The 17,998-nt window shown below is 71.4% G+C and carries 12 protein-coding genes; 6 read left to right on the forward strand and 6 right to left on the reverse strand.

Annotated elements, in window-relative coordinates; genetic code table 11:
• Positions 1–10: 10 nt before the first annotated feature.
• On the reverse strand, positions 11–619 hold the full coding sequence (locus WAT24_RS00365; RefSeq protein ID WP_336805824.1) for a DJ-1/PfpI family protein: 609 nt from the start codon (positions 617–619) through the stop codon (positions 11–13).
• A gap of 220 nt (positions 620–839) precedes the next feature.
• On the opposite strand from WAT24_RS00365, the gene WAT24_RS00370 reads away from it, so the two are divergent.
• From WAT24_RS00370 to WAT24_RS00380, 3 genes are all read left to right on the forward strand, one after another.
• Positions 840–1,856, forward strand: a complete 1,017-nt coding sequence (locus tag WAT24_RS00370; protein WP_336805825.1) for a class 1 fructose-bisphosphatase — start codon at positions 840–842, stop codon at positions 1,854–1,856.
• 98 nt (positions 1,857–1,954) lie between these two features.
• Positions 1,955–2,854 carry a patatin-like phospholipase family protein gene (locus tag WAT24_RS00375; RefSeq protein WP_336805826.1) on the forward strand — a complete coding sequence of 300 codons (900 nt, stop codon included), beginning with the start codon at positions 1,955–1,957 and terminating at the stop codon, positions 2,852–2,854.
• Positions 2,855–3,042: 188 nt separating this feature from the next.
• On the forward strand, positions 3,043–5,070 hold the full coding sequence (locus WAT24_RS00380; RefSeq protein ID WP_336805827.1) for a S9 family peptidase: 2,028 nt from the start codon (positions 3,043–3,045) through the stop codon (positions 5,068–5,070).
• Between the two features lie 24 nt (positions 5,071–5,094).
• Here WAT24_RS00380 and WAT24_RS00385 read toward each other — a convergent pair whose 3' ends face one another.
• Positions 5,095–5,274, reverse strand: a complete 180-nt coding sequence (locus WAT24_RS00385; RefSeq protein ID WP_336805828.1) for a hypothetical protein — start codon at positions 5,272–5,274, stop codon at positions 5,095–5,097.
• Positions 5,275–5,417: 143 nt separating this feature from the next.
• Here WAT24_RS00385 and WAT24_RS00390 point away from each other — a divergent pair, with 143 nt between their 5' ends.
• Positions 5,418–7,103, forward strand: a complete 1,686-nt coding sequence (locus WAT24_RS00390) for an ABC1 kinase family protein (RefSeq protein ID WP_336805829.1) — start codon at positions 5,418–5,420, stop codon at positions 7,101–7,103.
• 122 nt (positions 7,104–7,225) lie between these two features.
• Here the strand turns inward: WAT24_RS00390 and WAT24_RS00395 are convergent, their stop codons facing one another.
• The 3 genes from WAT24_RS00395 to WAT24_RS00405 all read right to left on the reverse strand — a co-directional run bounded on the left by WAT24_RS00395 (position 7,226) and on the right by WAT24_RS00405 (position 11,527).
• Positions 7,226–8,320 (reverse strand): PA0069 family radical SAM protein, encoded by a 1,095-nt coding sequence (locus tag WAT24_RS00395; RefSeq protein ID WP_336805830.1) that lies wholly within the window; start codon positions 8,318–8,320, stop codon positions 7,226–7,228.
• Positions 8,321–8,373: 53 nt separating this feature from the next.
• A complete protein-coding gene (locus tag WAT24_RS00400; protein ID WP_336805831.1) occupies positions 8,374–10,032 on the reverse strand; it encodes an MFS transporter in 1,659 nt (552 codons plus the stop codon).
• A 109-nt stretch (positions 10,033–10,141) separates the two neighbouring features.
• The gene (locus WAT24_RS00405) at positions 10,142–11,527 is read right to left on the reverse strand and encodes a hypothetical protein (RefSeq protein ID WP_336805832.1); all 1,386 of its coding nucleotides are present in this window, start codon (positions 11,525–11,527) and stop codon (positions 10,142–10,144) included.
• A 190-nt stretch (positions 11,528–11,717) separates the two neighbouring features.
• Between WAT24_RS00405 and acs the strand changes: the two genes are divergently transcribed.
• Both acs and WAT24_RS00415 read left to right on the forward strand, forming a co-directional pair.
• Positions 11,718–13,658, forward strand: coding sequence for an acetate--CoA ligase (gene acs / locus WAT24_RS00410; protein WP_336805833.1), 1,941 nt, complete (start codon positions 11,718–11,720; stop codon positions 13,656–13,658).
• A gap of 142 nt (positions 13,659–13,800) precedes the next feature.
• Positions 13,801–14,469: a response regulator transcription factor gene (locus WAT24_RS00415; protein ID WP_336805834.1), complete on the forward strand. Its 669-nt coding sequence runs from the start codon at positions 13,801–13,803 to the stop codon at positions 14,467–14,469.
• 41 nt (positions 14,470–14,510) lie between these two features.
• On the opposite strand, the gene WAT24_RS00420 is transcribed toward WAT24_RS00415, so the two are convergent.
• Entirely contained in the window at positions 14,511–17,972 is a 3,462-nt protein-coding gene (locus WAT24_RS00420) for a hybrid sensor histidine kinase/response regulator (protein WP_336805835.1), read from the reverse strand.
• Between the last annotated feature and the right edge of the window lie 26 nt (positions 17,973–17,998).

Here is a 17,998-nt window from a genome sequence, read left to right on the forward strand (position 1 = left end):
ACCGGCCCCCTCACGCCGCCACCGCCTCGCCCACGCACCACGGCGGGAGCTGGGCGTGCTTGAACAGCCGGTACCAGTGCTCGCGGTCGGCGGGCGCGTACAGGTCCAGCGTGCGGATCACCTCGCGCGCGAACTCCACGCTGCCCAGGTGGCTGGCGGTGATCGTGCCGCCGTCGCTCACCGCCAGTTCGCGGGCGTCGTATTGCGCAGCGCCGGTGTAACCGGGCACCTGGCTCTCGATGTGCCCGGCCCAGTTGCCGGTGTGGCGGCAGCCGTCGAGCAGCCCGGCGCGGGCCAGCGCCAGCACGCCGCTGTCGATGCCGGCGATCACCGCGCCGGCCCCGTGCAGCTGACGCAGCGCGGCCACGGCGGCGGCGCCTTCGCCGCGCTGCCACAGGTGCCCGCCCGGCACGATCGCCATCGCCGCGCGGCCGAATTCCAGCTCCGCCAGGCTCAGCTCCGGCCGTACGTGCAGGCCGCCCATCGACACCACCGGGGCCCGCGTGAAGCCGACCGTGACCACCCGCCAGTCGCCGGGGCGGCGCACCTCGCACAGCGCCAGCGCCGCCTGCCAATCCGCAAAGCCGTCGAACACCAGGAAATAGACCGTGTCGCGCATCGCCGTCGCCTCCTTTGCAGGTGCACAGGATGACGCCGGGCTGCTGCCAGCGTGATGTCAGCAGCGGGCAAGACGGAGCCCGTTTCCGCGCGTGGCGAAGTTGAGGCGCATCGGCCTTGCGGCTCCGGCGGGCGGCGCACGCCCAGCACGCCGGCCCGGTATCGGCCGGCGTTCACGCGCTGGCCCTAGAATGCGCGTTCCTTCCTGCCACGGACCCGACATGAAGCCCGTCTCGCTGATCCAGTTCCTGATCGAGGAGCGCCGCGCCGGTCGCATCAACGCCGAACTTTCGCTGCTGATCGAGGTGGTCGCGCGCGCCTGCAAGCGCATCGCGGTGGCCACCAGCAAGGGCGCGCTGGGCGGCGTGCTGGGCAACGCCGGCAGCGACAACGTGCAGGGCGAGGCGCAGAAGAAGCTGGACGTGATCTCCAACGAGATCCTGCTGGAAGCCAATGCCTGGGGCGGCCACCTGGCCGCCTGCGCCTCGGAGGAGATGGAGGACCCGCAGCCGATCCCCGACATGTACCCCAAGGGCAACCACCTGCTGCTGTTCGATCCGCTGGACGGCTCCTCCAATATCGACGTGAACATCTCGGTCGGCACCATCTTCTCGGTGCTGCGCTGCCCGGACGGCGTCACCGAGCCGAAGGTCGAGCACTTCCTGCAGCCGGGCACGCAGCAGCTGGCCGCCGGCTACGTGGTGTACGGTCCGGCCACGCTGCTGGTGCTCACCTTCGGCCACGGCACGCACGAGTTCACGCTGGACCGCGAGGTCGGCAGCTTCGTACTGAGCCGACGCGACATCCGCATCCCCGAGCAGACCGCCGAGTTCGCCATCAACATGTCGAACCAGCGGCACTGGGAACCACCGATGCAGCGCTACATCGGCGAACTGCTGGCCGGCAAGGAGGGCCCCCGCGGCAAGGACTACAACATGCGCTGGGTGGCCTCGATGGTGGCCGACGTGCATCGCATCGTGAGCCGCGGTGGCGTGTTCTTCTACCCGCTGGACGCCAAGATCAAGGCCAAGGGCGGCAAGCTGCGCCTGATGTACGAGGCCAACCCGATGGCCTTCATCGTCGAACAGGCCGGCGGCGCCGCCACCACCGGGCGCGAGCGCATCCTGGAACTGCGACCGACCGGCCTGCACCAGCGCGTGCCGGTGTTCCTGGGCTCGAAGGCCGAGGTGGAGGTCGCCACGCGCTACCACCGCGAGGCCGAGGCCGTGCAGGCCTGAGCCTTCCGCGCGGCAGGCGCCCGGACGCTGGCCGCGCGCCGCCACGGTTTCGCCCTCGCTCTGCCGCAAGCTCGCGCCCAGTTTCCCGATCGACGCCGATGGCTCCGCGCACCCGCTCCCTGCTGCTCCTGCTCACGCTGGCCCTGGCCGGCTGCGCGCCCTGGCGCAGGCCGGCGCCGACCGTGCCGCCGCCGCCGCGCAAGCCGGTGATCGGCCTGGCGCTGGGTGGCGGCGCGGCCAAGGGCTTCGCCCACATCGGCGTGATCAAGATGCTGGAAGCCAGCGGCATCCACGTCGACGTGGTCGCCGGCACCAGCGCCGGCAGCGTGGTGGGCGCGCTGTACGCCGGCGGCATGGACGCCTTCGCCCTGCAGCAGGCGGCGCTCGCACTGGACGAGGACGCGCTGCGCGACGTGCACCTGTTCGGCGGCGGCCTGGTGCAGGGGCGGAAGCTGCAGGACTACGTCGACGGCCTCGTGCAGGGGCGTCCGATCGAGCGGCTGAAGCGTCCCTTCGCCGCGGTCGCCACGGACCTGGCCAGCGGCCAGCGCGTCGTGTTCACGCACGGCGACACCGGCCTGGCGGTACGCGCCTCCTGCAGCGTGCCCGGCGTGTTCGAGCCTGCGGCGATCGGCGGGCGGCGCTACGTCGACGGCGGCGTGGTCAGCCCGGTGCCGGTGGATGCGGCGCGCCAGCTCGGTGCCGACGTCGTGATTGCGGTGGACATCTCGACACGCAGCGACGGCCGCCTGCCCACCGACATGCTCGGCATCCTGGGCCGCTCGGTGGTGATCATGGGCCAGCACCTGGGCGCGCAGGAGCTGGCCCGTGCCGATGTGGTGATCCGGCCGCAGGTGGACGCCCTCGGCGCGGCCGATTTCGCGCAGAAGGACCGCGCCATCCTGGAAGGCGAGAGGGCCGCGCTGGCGGCCGTTCCGCTGATCCGCGCGCGCCTGGCGGCCGCGCAAGCGGCGCCGGCGGCCGTCGCCTCGCACTGAGCCGCCCCGTGCTCGTACCTGTCCCTGTAGGAGCGCGCTTGCTCGCGATGCTCCTGGTGGACTTTCGCACCCGAGAAAATCATCGCGAGCAAGCGCGCTCTCCGGGTAACGGCAAGCATGTGACTGGCCGCACTGGAGCGGCCGCCTGCGCGCTGCTAGCGTGGGTGCTTTCGCTTCGCGAGGCTTCCATGTCCCCTTCCCTGCGCCTCCTGCCACTGCTCACCCTGGCCTTCGCGCCGCTGGCCTCCGCCGCGCCGTCCGAGGTCGATCCGCGCATCGGCAATCTGCTCGACCAGTTGGGCAAGGTCCGTTCGATCCACGCCGTACAGCTCTCGCCGGATGGCCAGCGGCTGGCCTGGGTGGTGGACACCCACGGCAAGGCCGCGATCGAGATCGCCCGTGCCGACGGCAGCGAGGCGCACCCGCTGGCGACCGGCGGCAAGCCCGGCGCCTGCAAGCAGGGCGAGATCGCCTGGGCGCCCGATTCGCGCCACCTCGCCTTCCTCTCCGACTGCGGCGACCAGCCGGGCGAGATGGACCTCTACCTGGCCGATACGACCGCCCCGGCGGCCCCGCAGCGGCTGGCCGACCTGCATGGCTATGCGCACGCGCCGGCCTGGTCCGCCGACGGCCGCACGCTGGCCTTCCTCTACGTCGAGGGCGCGACCCGACGCGCCAGCGCCGTGGCCGCCGCCAAGCCGGCATCCGGCGAGATCGGCGTGGACGGCCTGGAGATCCAGCGCGTGGCCACGGTGCCCGCCACCGGCGGCGCGGTCAGCCAGCTCACGCCGGCCGACCGCTACGTCTACGAGTTCAGCTGGTCGCCCGACGCGCACCAGCTCGCCTACGTGGCGGCGCCTGCCCCGGGCGACAACAACTGGTGGATCGCCAAGCTCTACGCGCAGGACGCACGCGCCGGCGCGACGCCACGCGTGCTGGTGGATCCCACCGTCGCCGGCAGCCCCTTGTACCGGCTGCAGATTGCGCTGCCGCGATGGTCGCCGGACGGCGCGCGGGTGGCCTTCATCGGCGGCCTGATGAGCGACCAGGGTTCGACCGGCGGCGATCTCTATGCGGTGGCGTCCCGCGGCGGCGCGGCACGCAACCTCACGCCCGGCGTGCGCGTCACGCCGGCGTGGTTCGCCTGGACCTCCCCGCGCGCGCTGCTGGTGAGCCAGGTCAGCAACGGCCGCAGCCAGGTGGCCGACTACGCCCTCGATGCCGGGCGTGCCGTGCAGCAGCGGGTACGCTTCACGCTGCCGGCCAGCATCGGCGACGGCAGCGCCTCGATGGCGCTTTCGCTGTCGGCCGACCATGCGCGCATGGCGTTCGTGGAAAGCTCCTACGCGGCCGCACCGGAGGTGCACGCCGGCGCCCTGGGCGAGCAGGCGCCGCCGGCGGTCACCGCCATCAATGCCGCGCTCGGGCCCGCCTGGGGCAAGGCCGAGTCGGTGGAGTGGGAGCACGACGGCCGCCACGTGCAGGGCTGGCTGCTGTATCCGGTCCACTACGACCCGGCCCGGCGCTACCCGATGATCGTCAGCGTGCACGGCGGCCCCGCCGCCGCGGTGATCCCGCGCTGGCCGGGCGTGGGCTACGGCGCCGTGCCGTTCTCCACGCTGGGCTACTTCGTCTTCATGCCCAACCCGCGCGGCAGCTTCGGCCAGGGCGAGGCCTACGTGCAGGCCAACCGCAAGGACTTCGGCTACGGCGACCTGTCCGACATCCTGGCCGGCATCGACACCGTCGAAAAGAAACTGCCCGTGGACGACCAGCGACTGGGCCTGACCGGCTGGAGCTACGGCGGCTTCATGAGCATGTTCGTGCCCACCCGGACCGACCGCTTCCACGCGGTGGTGGCCGGCGCCGGCATCGCCAACTGGCAGAGCTACTACGGCGAGAACCTGATCGACCAGTGGATGATCCCGTTCTTCGGCGCCTCGGTGTACGACGACCCGGCGGTGTACGCCAGGAGCTCGGCGATCAACTTCATCAAGAAGGTGCGGACGCCCACCCTGGTGGTGGTCGGCGACCGCGACGCCGAATGCCCGGCGCCGCAGTCGTTCGAGTACTGGCACGCGCTGCGTGCGCAGGGCGTGCCGACCTCGCTGGTGGTGTACCCGAACGAGGGCCATCACTTCGTCGATCCGGCGCACCAGCGCGACGTGCTGCAGCGCGCCCTGCTGTGGTTCGAGACGTACCTGCCTGCCGGCTGAGCCGCAAGCGGCAGGCGGTGCCGACTAACGCGGTGGCGGATCGCGCCGCTGCGTGTGCTTGACCGCCCCCAGGATGCCCAGCCCGAACACCACGATCACGCCTGCGCCGATCCACTGCAGCGGCGCGTGCAGCAGCCAGGCCACGTAGGCCAGGCCGCCGGTCAGCACCAGCACGCCGATGAGATAGAGCGAGAACGAGGACATCGCCGTCTCCGTCGCAGGTGACCGGCCAAGCAGACCCGTGCCCGCATCAGCAGCGCGTGAAGCGGCGGCGCGCGGCACCCGCCTTGACGCCCCGTTGCCGCCGCTGCGGCCACGCTGCGGGAAACCCCGCGGAGCCCCGAGGCGTGAACGAAACCACCCGTCTGTCCCGCTATGCACGGATCGGTGCGTTCCTGCTGCGCTATCGCAAGGCGGGGCTGTTCAGCGGGCTGGACCTGGACATCCAGGAGGCCGCGCTGGCGGACGAGGGCGAAGCGATCAAGCCGGGCCAGCCGGAGCAGTTCGTCGACGAACTCGAGGCGCTGGGCCCCACCTTCATCAAGGTCGGGCAGGCACTCTCCACTCGCCCGGACATGGTCCCGGCGCCCTACATCGCAGCGCTGGAACGCATGCAGGACGACGTGGCGCCGGTGCCGGTGGCCGAGATCCGCAAGATCGTCGAGGCGGAGCTGCGCGTGCGCATCGGCACGCTGTTCGCGCACTTCGACGACGAGCCGCTGGCTGCCGGCTCGGTGGCGCAGGTGCACGCGGCGATGCTGCGCGACGGCCGCCAGGTGGTACTGAAGGTGCAGCGGCCGCACATCGCGCAGACCCTGCGCGAGGACCTGGCGATCCTGGAGAAGCTCGCCGGCGCCGCCGACCGCCTGACCGACGTGGGGCGCCGCTACGGCTTCGCCGGCCTGGTCAATGAGTTGCGCCACAGCCTGGCCAGCGAGATCAACTTCGAGCTGGAGGCGGAGAACCTGCGCCGCTTCGCCGAGAACCTGCGCGGCTACGACCACCTGCACGTGCCGCTCCCGCTGGACGACCTGACCACCACCCGCGTGCTGACCATGCAGCGCGTGCGCGGCATCAAGGTCACCCACGTCCCGCCGCTGCGGCGCATCGAGCATCCGCTGCACGAACAGGCGCGCGAACTGCTGCGGGCCTACCTGGACCAGGTGTTCGTGCACGGCCTGGTGCACGCCGACCCGCATCCGGGCAACGTACTGCTGATGGACGACAACCGGCTCGCCTTGTTCGACCTGGGCATGGTCGCCCGCCTCGCACCGCGCACGCGCCACCAGCTGCTCAAATTGATGCTGGGCGCCATCTCCGGCAACGGCGACCAGGTGGGCGAGATCAGCGAGTCGCTGGGCACGCCGCTGGAGGATTTCCGCCACACCCTCTATCGCCGCCAGGTGGAGCAGCTGGTGGCGAGCTACGTGGGCCTGCACAACTCCAGCAAGCAGTTCTCGGAAGGGCGCCTGGTGCTGGAACTGGCGCGCGTGGGCGCCGCCTGCGGCCTGCGCCCGCCGCCGGAACTGAGCATCCTGGGCAAGACCCTGCTCAACCTGGAGGCGGTCACCGGCGCGCTGGACCCGACCATCGACACCCGGCGCGTGGTTGAGCAGCACCTGCAGCAGGTGCTGCGTCGCCAGGCCCTGGGTTCGCTCTCCCCGGCGAACATCGCCAGCGAATGGCTGGACCTGCAGGAACTGGCGCGACACACCCCGCAGCACGTCGCCTCGATCATGCGCACGCTGGCGGAGAACCGTCTGCGCATCCGCGTCGACGGGCTCGAGGAATCGCACATGATGGAGAGCCTGCAGAAGATCGCCAACCGCATCAGCGCCGGCGTGATCGTGGCCGCGCTGGTGATCGGCGCGGCGCTCACCGCGCGCATGCAGGACGGGCCCAGGCTGTTCGGGCTGCCGGTGCTCTCCACGCTGTTCATCATCGCCGCCGGCGTGCTGGGCCTGGGCCTCATCGTCAGCGCGCTGCGGCGCGACGGCAAGGTGGAGCGGGCGGCCAACCGGCCACCGGATTGAGCGTGCTCATCACGCTGATGTGAGAGCGAGCTTGCTGGCGATGCTCTGGCTCGGATGCCCGTTAAAGCCAAAAGCATCGCGGGCAAGCTCGCTCCTACAAACGGCATGCGCGGGGATGGCGGCTAGAACAACTCGCCCTGCGGCGAGGACTTGCGTGGCGGCACGAAGCGCGCGGTATCCAGCTGGAGATCGCGCGCGCGGCCGTAGCCGTGCCTGCGGCAGGCGACCTCGAAGCGGCGCCGGAGCAGCTGGGCGAACACGCCCTGCCCGCGCATGCGGGTACGGAAGTCGCTGTCGTAGTCGCGCCCGCCGTTCATCTGCTGCACCAGGCTCATCACGTGCGCGGCGCGCTGCGGCGCATGCAGCGCCAGCCACTCGCGGAACAGCGTCTTCAGTTCGTACGGCAGGCGCAGCACGGTGTAGCCGGCGCAGCGCGCGCCGGCGGCATGCGCCTGCTCGAGCACGGCTTCCATGTCGTGGTCGTTGAGCGCCGGGATGATCGGCGCCACCAGCACGCCCACCGGCACGCCCGCCTCCGCCAGCGCGGCGATCGCCTTGATGCGCCGGTGCGGCGCACTGGCGCGCGGCTCCAGCTTGGCCGCCAGGTGGTTGTCCAGCGAATTGACCGAGACGAACACCTGCACGAGGTTTTCATGCGCCATCGCCGCGAGCAGGTCGAGATCGCGCTCGACCAGCGCGTTCTTGGTGACCAGGGTGCAGGGGTGACGGCACTCGGCAAGCAGCTCCAGCGCCGCGCGCGTCAGCCGCCAGCGCTTCTCCACCGGCTGGTAGGGGTCGGTGTTGCTGCCGATGTTGATCGGGCTCGGCCGGTAGCCCGGCCTGGCGAGCTCGGCGCGCAGCACCTCGGCCAGGTTGGTCTTGGCGCGCAGGCGCGTCTCGAAGTCCAGCCCGGGCGAGAGGTTGAGGTAGCCGTGCGAGGGTCGCGCGTAGCAGTAGATGCAGCCGTGCTCGCAGCCGCGGTAGGGATTGAGCGCCTGCTCGAAGGCGATGTCCGGCGAGTCGTTGCGCGTGATGACGCTGCGCGCGCGCTCCCCGGTGACCTCGGTACGCGGCCGCGGCGCATCCTCGTCCAGCAGCAGGCTCTGCCAGCCGTCGTCCTCGGCCTGGTGGCGCACGCTCTCGAAGCGCCCCTCCGGATTGGAGGCGGCGCCGCGGCCCTTGCGGGCGTACGCTGCGGTGGGATCGACGGGCGGCATGCGCGCGGAGCATAGCCGCCGGTCGTCTCAACCCGCGCGACGCCGACCGCGCGTCAGTCCTGCAGGTCCACGTGGCGCGTCTCGGGCAGGAAGGCCAGTCCGATCACGCAGGTCATCAACGCGATCACCACCGGGTACCACAGCCCCGCGTAGAAGTTGCCGGTGGCCGCCACGATGCCGAACGACACCGAGGGCAGGAAGCCACCGAACCAGCCGTTGCCGATGTGGTACGGCAGGCTCATCGAGGTGTAGCGGATGCGGGTGGGGAACATCTCCACCAGCCAGGCGGCGATGGGGCCGTAGACCATGGTCACGTAGATCACCAGGATCGCCAGCAGCACCAGCAGCATCGGGTAGTTCGACTGTGCCGGGTCCGCCTTGGCCGGGTAGCCGGCCGCACCGAGCGCCGCGCCCACCTGCTCGCCGAAGGCCGCGCTGCGCGCGGCGAACGCGGCCTTGTCCAGCGCGCGGCCGTCGAACGAGCTGAACTCCTGGCTGCCCACCGCCACCCTCGCGACGGTGCCGGGGGCAACCTCGACGTTCTCGTAGGGCACGCCGCGCTTGGCCAGGAAGCTCTTGGCCACGTCGCAGGAGCGGGTAAAGGTCTTCTTGCCGACCAGGTCGATCTGCAGGCTGCAGTCGGCCGGATCGGCCAGCACGCGCACCGGCGCGCTCGCGCTGGCCGCCTCGATTGCCGGATTGCCGAAGTGGGTGAGCCCCTTGAAGATCGGGAAGTAGGTCAGCGCCGCCAGCAGGCAGCCGGCCAGCACCACCGGCTTGCGCCCGATGCGGTCGGACAGCCAGCCGAACACCACGAAGAACGGCGTGCCGATCAGCAGCGCGCCGGCGATCAGCAATTGGGTGGTGGTGGCATCGATCTTCAGCGTGGTGCCCAGGAAGTACATCGCATAGAACTGCCCGCAGTACCACACCACGGCCTGGCCGGCGGTGGCGCCGAGCAGCGCCAGGATCACGCGCTTCAGGTTCGGCCAGCGCAGGAACGACTCGGTCAGCGGCGCCGTCGAGTGCTTGCCCTCGGCCTTCATCTGCTGGAACACCGGCGACTCGGCCAGTTGCAGGCGGATGTACACCGACACCGCCAGCAACACCGCCGAGAGCAGGAACGGCACGCGCCAGCCCCAGCTGTCGAAGGCCTCGCCCAGCAGCAGCTTGCACCCGAGGATCACCAGCAGCGACAGGAACAGGCCGAAGGTGGCGGTGATCTGGATGAAGCTGGTGTACAGGCCGCGCTTGCCGTTGGGCGCGTGCTCGGCCACGTAGGTCGCCGCGCCGCCGTACTCGCCACCCAGGGCCAGGCCCTGCAGCAGGCGCAGGGCGATCAGGATCGCCGGCGCCGCCACGCCGATCGCGCCGTAGCCGGGCAGCACGCCGACCAGGAAGGTGGACAGGCCCATGATCACGATGGTGATCAGGAAGGTGTACTTGCGCCCGACCAGGTCGCCCAGGCGGCCGAACACCAGCGCGCCGAACGGGCGCACGGCGAAGCCGGCGGCGAAGGCGAGCAGCGCGAACACCAGCTGGCTGGCGTCGTTGAGGCCGGAGAAGAACTGCTTGCCGATCAGCACGGCCAGCGAGCCGTACAGGTAGAAGTCGTACCACTCGAACACGGTGCCCAGGCTGGACGCGAGGATCACGCGCCGGTGGCGCGTGTCCAGCGCCGCGCCGCGCGCCTCGATTGCGGTTGTCGCCATGTCGTTCCCCTCCGCGAAGACGGCAGCCCGCCCCCGGGTGCCGCGATAGGAGCGCGCGGCCGCGGCCGCGACGCCCCGCAAGCACGGCCGTCGCCGGCCGCGCGCGTTGTCAGAAGTGGTACAGCGCGTTCAGGCTGAGCTGGTTGCCGCTGGTGGTGCGGCGGGTGGTGCCGTCGGTGGTGATGTCGAGCTTGTCGTACATCCACTCCATGCCGAGCTCGTAGGCGCCGGCGGCGTACTGCAGGCTGAGCGCGGCCTGGCGGTTGCGCAGCCGGCCGGTGGCGCCGTTGCCGAGCCAGGCGAGCACGTCCTCGCGGTCCGGCTTGCTGATGCCGTAGAACGCGTTGAGGCTCCACGCCGGCGTGAAGCTGTAGCCTGCCTGCACGAAACCGCCGCGTTCGCTGATGTCGCCGAACTGCGCCAACGCGCCGAAGATCGGCCCCAGGCCCTTGCCGGCGTAGACCAGGCCCTTGAACATCCACGGGCCCGGCTTCCACTGCCCGCCCACCTCGTAGCCGGTGCTGGTGATGCTGGACTGCACCGGCGTGGGCGTGGTGCCGTCGACGCCGGACAGGTCCACCCGCGCCCAGTGCGCCACCGCGTAGGCCAGCCAGGTCGTGTCCTGCACGCGCAGGCGCGCCTCCACCTGCGGGCGGAAGCCGGCGTTGCCGGCAGTGAGGTAGTTCACGTTGTCGCCGGGGCCGCTCCAGGACCCTTCGAAGGCGCCCAGGTCCAGCCGCCACTTCGGGCCGTCGCTGCCGTGGTTGAGCTCCTGCATCCACACCACGCCGGGGAAGCGCCAGCCGACGAAGCCGGCGCCGAAGCCCAGCGGGAAGGCGATGTGCGAGAGCGAGGTCGGCGTGTTGTCGAGCGGGAACATCAGGTCCCACTGCTGGCCGATGCGCACGGTGCTGCCGGTGCCCGGGTTGGTCAGGTCCATGTAGGCCTGGCGCAGGCGCGGTGTCGGTTGCTGCTGGCTGTACGGGCCGGTGCCGTTGAAGCCGCCGAAGAAGTCCATCTCGATGCGGCCGCCGCCGTTCCATTCACCGGCGAGCTTGGCGCCGCTGAAGTCGAGCCAGAAGCGCGTGTTGCGCACGTCCACGCCGGTCAGGCGGCCGCTCGAGCCGGGCACCGGGTACTCGGCATTCTGGCCGTTGCCGAAGGTGAAGCTGCGGTTCTGCGCGAAGGCGCTGGCGCTGATGAAGCCGTGCAGCGCCACCGAGGTACCGGGCGCGGTGGTGAAGGCCGGCTTGGCCGGCGCGGCGGCGACGCTGGTCGCAGCGGCGGCCGGTGCGGGCGCAGGCGACGGTCGGGCCGCCTGCTGCGCCTGGATCATGCCCTTGAGCTCGGCCAGCTCGCGTTCGAGCTGGGCCACGCGCTGCTCGAGCTGCTGCTCGCGCGTGGCGTCCTGCGCATGGCCGGTCAGCGGCAGGCCCAGCGCCACGGCGAGCGCAAGCGCCAGCGGCCGGCGATGGATGCGTGCATGCAATCTCATGGCGTGCTTCTCCCCACGAAGTGCGGCGAGCATGGGCATGCTGCGCTGCGCGCGGCTATTCGCCCTTGGTCTAGGCTCGACCAAAGTCGAAGCGGGGGCTTCCGCCGCTTCGCGCGCGCGGGGCTACACTCGGACGGTTGCCGGCGCGTCCGGCCCCTCTTTCCTTCCACCCTCGGCCAGGAGGCTCTCCATGTCCAAGCTCCATCCGGTCAACCCCGCGTTCGCCGCCAGGGCGCGCATCGGCAGGGACGACTACGCGCGGCTCTACGCCGAGTCGGTGCGCGATCCGGAGGGCTTCTGGGGCAAGGTGGCCGGCCGGCTGGACTGGACCCGAGCACCCACGCAGATCAAGGACGTCTCGTTCGATCCGAAGGACCTGCACATCCGCTGGTACGCCGACGGCGAACTCAACGTCGCGGCCAATTGCATGGACCGCCACCTGGCCGAGCGCGGCGACAAGACGGCGATCATCTTCGAGGGCGACGACCCGGCCGAGTCGCGCCGGATCACCTACCGCGAGCTGCACGCGGAAGTGTGCAAGTTCGCCAACACCCTCAAGCACCTGGGCGTGGCCAAGGGCGACCGCGTGGCGATCTACCTGCCGATGATCCCCGAGGCGGCGGTGGCGATGCTCGCCTGCGCGCGCATCGGCGCGATCCACTCGGTGGTGTTCGGCGGCTTCTCGCCGGACTCGCTGGCCGGGCGCATCGCCGACTCGCAGTGCAAGCTGGTGGTGACCGCCGACGAGGGCGTGCGCGGCGGCAGGAAGATCCCGCTCAAGGCCAATGTCGACGCCGCGCTGGAGCGCCCCGGCACCAGCAGCGTGGAAACCGTCGTGGTGGTGCGCCGCACCGGCGCCGCGGTGCCGATGCAGTCGCCGCGCGACCGCTACTGGCAGGTGCTGATGGACGGCCAGAGCGCCGACTGCCCGGCCGAACCGATGGAGGCCGAGCACCCGCTGTTCATCCTGTACACCTCCGGCTCCACCGGCAAGCCCAAGGGCGTGCTGCACACCTCTGGCGGCTACCTCACCTACGTCAGCTACACGCACGAATGCGTGTTCGACCTGCGCGAGGACGACGTGTACTGGTGCACCGCGGACGTGGGCTGGGTCACCGGCCACAGCTACGTGGTCTACGGCCCGCTCGCCAACGGCGCCACCACGGTGATGTTCGACGGCGTGCCCAACTACCCCAGCTGCAGCCGCTTCTGGCAGGTGGTGGACAAGCACCAGGTCACGCTGTTCTACACCGCGCCTACCGCGATCCGCGCACTGATGCGCGAGGGCGAGGGGCCGGTGAAGGCCACCTCGCGTGCCTCGCTGCGCCTGCTCGGCACGGTCGGCGAGCCGATCAACCCGGAAGCCTGGGAGTGGTACTGGCGCGTGGTCGGCGACGAACGCTGCCCGGTAGTGGACACCTGGTGGCAGACCGAGACCGGCGGCATCCTGATCACCCCGCTGCCCGGCGCGATCGACGCCAAGCCCGGCTCGGCCACGCTGCCGTTCTTCGGCATCCGGCCAGCCATCGTCGACGCCGCTGGCGTGGTGCTGGAAGGCCCGGCCGAGGGCAACCTGCTGATCACCGACTCCTGGCCGGGCCAGATGCGCACGGTGTACGGCGACCACCAGCGCTTCATCGATACCTATTTCAGCGCCTACCCGGGCAACTACTTCACCGGCGACGGCGCGCGCCGCGACGAGGATGGCTACTACTGGATCACCGGCCGCGTCGACGACGTCATCAACGTCTCCGGCCACCGCATCGGCACCGCCGAGGTGGAGAGCGCGCTGGTGGCGCATCCGAAGGTGGCGGAGGCCGCGGTGGTCGGCTGCCCGCACGAGATCAAGGGCCAGGGCATCTACGCCTACGTCACCCTGATCGCCGGCGAGGAAGGCAGCGAGGCCCTGCGCAAGGAGCTGGTCGCCTGGGTGCGCAAGGAGATCGGACCGATCGCCACGCCCGACCACATCCAGTGGGCGCCGGGCCTGCCCAAGACGCGCTCGGGCAAGATCATGCGCCGCATCCTGCGCAAGATCGGCGAGAACCAGCCCGACCAGCTCGGCGACATCTCCACGCTGGCCGATCCTTCGGTGGTGCAGAAGCTGGTGGACGAGCGGCTGGTCAAATGAATCGGGGAGCCGGGAAGCACGCACGGGCAACAGCGGGCCGCCCGCCATGCGGGAGCGCGCCCGGTAGCCGGCGTCACCGGCTCGTCGTGTCGGTCCGCCGAAGGTCCCCCGTTGCCCGCTCCCCGTTCCCCGCCTTGCGCCCATGCCCGATGTCCTGATCGCCGACGACCATCCGCTGTTCCGCGACGCGCTGGAGCGCGCGGTGCTGCAGGCCCTGCCGGACGCCCGGGTGCACGGCGCCGACAGCGTGCACGCGCTGCTCGGGCTGATCGAACGGCACCCGGAGGCGGACCTGCTGCTGCTCGACCTGCACATGCCCGGCGCACGCGGCTATTCCGCGCTGGCGCACATCCGCGGCCAGTACCCGGGCCTGCCGATCCTGGTGGTGTCCGGGCACGAGGAAGCCCAGGTGGCGCGTCGCGCGGTGGCGCACGGTGCGGCGGCGTACATCCCCAAGTCGACCCCGGCCGAGGGCATTGCGGCGGCGATCCGCGCGGTGCTCGAGGGCGACGTCTGGCTGCCGCCGGCGATGGCCGGCCACGGCGAGCTGGCGGCGCACGAGGCGGACGTGGCCGCGCGCGTGGCCACGCTCACGCCGCAGCAGTTCCGCGTGCTGACCATGCTCGCCGACGGCCTGCTCAACAAGCAGATCGCCTTCGAACTGGGCGTGTCCGAAGCGACCGTGAAGGCCCACATGACCGCGATCATGCGCAAGCTGGGCGTCAACAACCGCACCCAGGTGGCGCTCGCCGCCAGCCAGCTCGCGCTCGAGCCGGGCAACATGCCGCCGTCGATGCCCGAGGGCGACTGACCCGGCACGGCAGCCGGCCGGAGCGCTCGAGCGCGCCCGCCTCACGCCTTCGGCGGGTTGCGCAGCAGGGCGGTGAGCAGCGCGCGCAGCGCGGCCGGCCGCACCGGCTTGTGCAGCAGCGGATAGCCCGACGCGCGCGCGCGCTGCTTCAGCTCGGTACTGCCGTCGGCGGTGATCATGGCGGTCGGCGGCAGTTGGCCCAGCGCCGTGCGCAAGGTATCCAGCGCCTGCAGGCCGTCGACGCCGTCGGCCAGGTGATAGTCGGCCAGCAGCAGGTCGACCGGCGCGCGCTCGAGTTCGGCGCGCGCCTGCGCCGCATCCAGCGCCACGCGGCAGTCCACGCCCCAGCGGTGCAGCAGGGCCTGCATGCCGTCGAGGATGGCCTGGTCGTTGTCCAGGCACAGCACGGTCAGCGGCAGGCGCTCGTCGGCGCCGCTGCGCGGCAATCCGGGCCGCGGCGGCGGCGGCACGGCGGCGCGCGGCACGCTGATCGCGAAGCCGCTGCCATGCCCCACGCGCGAGCGCAGGTCCAGGCGATGGCCGAGCATGCCGGCGATGCGGTCGCAGATCGACAGGCCCAGGCCCAGGCCGCGTTCGCCCCAGGGCGAAGGCCGATCGAGCTGCTGGAACTCGCCGAAGATGCGCGCGCGCTGTTCCTCGGCGATGCCCGGCCCGGTGTCCCACACTTCGATGCGCACCGTGTCGCCGCAGCGGCGGGCGCCGAGCAGCACGCCGCCGCTGCGGGTGTAACGCAGCGCGTTGGAGAGGAAGTTCTGCAGCACGCGGCGCAGCAGCTGCGGGTCGCTGCGCACGCCCAGCCGCGTTGGCGCCACGCGCAGGCGCAGCCCGCGCTGGGCGGCGATCACGGCGAACTGCGCCTTGAGCGAGTCGAATAACTCCATCAGCGCGAAGCTGGCCGGTTCGGGCTGGTAGCGGCCGGCGTCCAGCCGCGAGACGTCCAGCAGCGCCTCGAGCAGGTCTTCCGCGGCGCGGAACGAGGCCTCGATGCGTTCGGCCAGTTGCGCCGCCTCGCCGTCCAGCGTGGGATGCTGGCGCAGCGCCGAGGTGAACAGGCGGGCTGCATTGAGCGGCTGCAGCAGGTCGTGGCTGGCGGCGGCGAGGAAGCGCGTCTTGGACATGTTCGCCGCCTCCGCGACGCGCTGCGCACGGGCGGTCGCCGCCAGCGCCTCGGACAGCTCGGCGGTACGCAGCTGCACGCGCTGTTCCAGCGTCTCGTTGGCCTCGATCAGCGCCTGCTCGGCGCGCTTGTAGGCGGTGACATCGGAGTAGGTGGTGACGTAGCCGCCGCCGGGCAGCGCGCGGCCGCGCATCTCGATCACCGTGCCGTCCGGGCGCACGCGCTCGAACACGTGCGGGGTGCCGGCGCGCAGGTGCCGGATGCGTTTGGCGACATGCTCGTCCACCTCGCCCGGACCGCATTCGCCGTGCTCGGCGTTCCAGCGGATCAGGTCGGCCACCGACACGCCCACGTAGACCATGCCGTCGGGGTAACCGAACAGTTCCAGATAGCGCCGGTTCCAGGCGACCACGCGCATCCGCGCGTCGACCACGCTGATGCCCTGCGAGACGTTCTCCAGCGTGGTGGACAAAAGTTCGCGGTTGAAGCGCAGCTCCTGCGAGGCCTCGTCCATCAGCGCCATCGCCTCGGCGATGTCCAGGCCGGTGCCGGACAGCGCCCCCATCAGGATGCGTCGCGCGCTGGCCGCGCCCACCGCGCCGGCGAGCAGGCGCTCGGTGGCCTGGATGAGCGCGCGGTCGGCGGCCTCGCCCGGCTGCAGTGGCCTGTCGCGGCGCCGGGCATAGGCATCGAACGCGCGGCGTGCGCTGCGCTCGCCGACGATCCGTTCGGCCAGCGTGCGCAGGTCGCCCACCGTGACGCGGCCGCGCCAGTTGCCGCTGGCCGCGTCGCGGTCGATCGACGGGGCGACGAACAGCGCCGCGTGCAGGCGTTCCTCCAGGCTCGGCCGGCGGTGCAGCGAAACGAACACCAGGCAGCCGATGTTGGCGAGCAGTGACCAGAACGTGCCGTGCATCACCGGATCCCAGCCGCTCAGATGGAACAGCGCCTGCGGGCGCAGCCAGGCCAGCCCCCACGGGCCCTGTTCCAGCCACGGGCCGCTGTGGCTCAGGGCCGGCAGCAGCAGCGTGTAGCTCCACACCAGGAAGCCGGCCACCAGGCCGGTGGCGACGCCGCGGCGGCTCGCGCCACCCCAGTACAGCGCAGCGACGATGGCCGGGGCGAACTGCGCCACCGCGGCGAAGGCGAGCAGGCCGGTGGCGGCGAGGTTCTGCGCATCGGCCGCCACCCGGTAGTAGGCATAGGCCATCGCCGCCAGCAGCACGATCGCCACACGGCGCACGCGCAACACCAGCCGCGACAGGTCGCTGCGCTGTTCCAGGCGCAGGCGCCGGACCCGCAGCAGGGCCGGCATCACCAGGTCGTTGCTGATCATCGTGGCCAGCGCGACGGCGGTGACCACCACCATGCCGGTGGCTGCGGAGAAGCCGCCGATGAAGGCGAGCACCGCCATGCCGCGGTCGCCCAGCACCAGCGGCAGGTTCAGCAGCCAGGCATCGGCGGCACCACCGGCCACCTGCGGCAGCCGCATGCCGGTGGCGAGGATCGGCAGCACGCCCAGGCTGATCACCGCCATGTACAGCGGCAACACCCAGCGCGCCTTGCCGAGGTCGCGCGGGTCCTCGCACTCCACTACGCCGATCTGGAACTGGCGCGGCAGGCAGAACATCGCGCAGAAGGCGAGCAGCGTCTGCGCCAGGAATCCGGGCGAGACGCCCTGCGTGAGGTGGCGGGCGGGCAACTGCAGTGTGGCGGCCAGGCCCGGGCCGTGCCACCACGCGTAGACGGCCAGCGCGACGAACGCCAGCAGCTTGATCAGCGATTCGAGCGCGATCGCCAGCATCAGACCGTGGTGGTGCTCGGTGGCGTCGATGCTGCGCGTGCCGAACAGGATCGCGAACGCGGCCAGCAGCGCAGCGCACCACAGGGCGCTGTCCGAGGCCAGCGAACCGGCACCGCCGGTGCCGCCCAGCACGCCGAAGGACATCGCCACCGCCTTGAGCTGCAGGGCGATGTAGGGCACCACGGCGACCACCGCGATCACCGCCACCAGCGCCGCGAGGCCGTGCGACTTGCCGAAGCGGGCGCCGACGAAGTCCGCGATCGAGGTGATGCTGCGCTGGCGCGCGATCTCCACCAGGCGCCGCAGCAATCCGAAGCCGAACACGAACAGCAGGATCGGGCCCAGGTAGATCGGCAGGTAGCCCAACCCGTCGCGCGCCGCGGTGCCGACCGCGCCGTAGAAGGTCCAGGAGGAGCAGTACACCGCCAGCGCCAGGCTGTACACGGCCGGCCGCAGGCGCGGCTGATGCGGATACAGCGGGCGCCGGTCGCCGACGTAGGCCACCAGGAACAGCAGGCCCACGTAGACCAGCGAAACGAGCAGCAGCCAGCCGGCGATCACGTTTGCCTCTTGCGGTCGATGCGCTG

Source organism: Fulvimonas yonginensis, assembly GCF_037137055.1.
Taxonomy (GTDB): Bacteria; Pseudomonadota; Gammaproteobacteria; order Xanthomonadales; family Rhodanobacteraceae; genus Frateuria_A; species Frateuria_A yonginensis.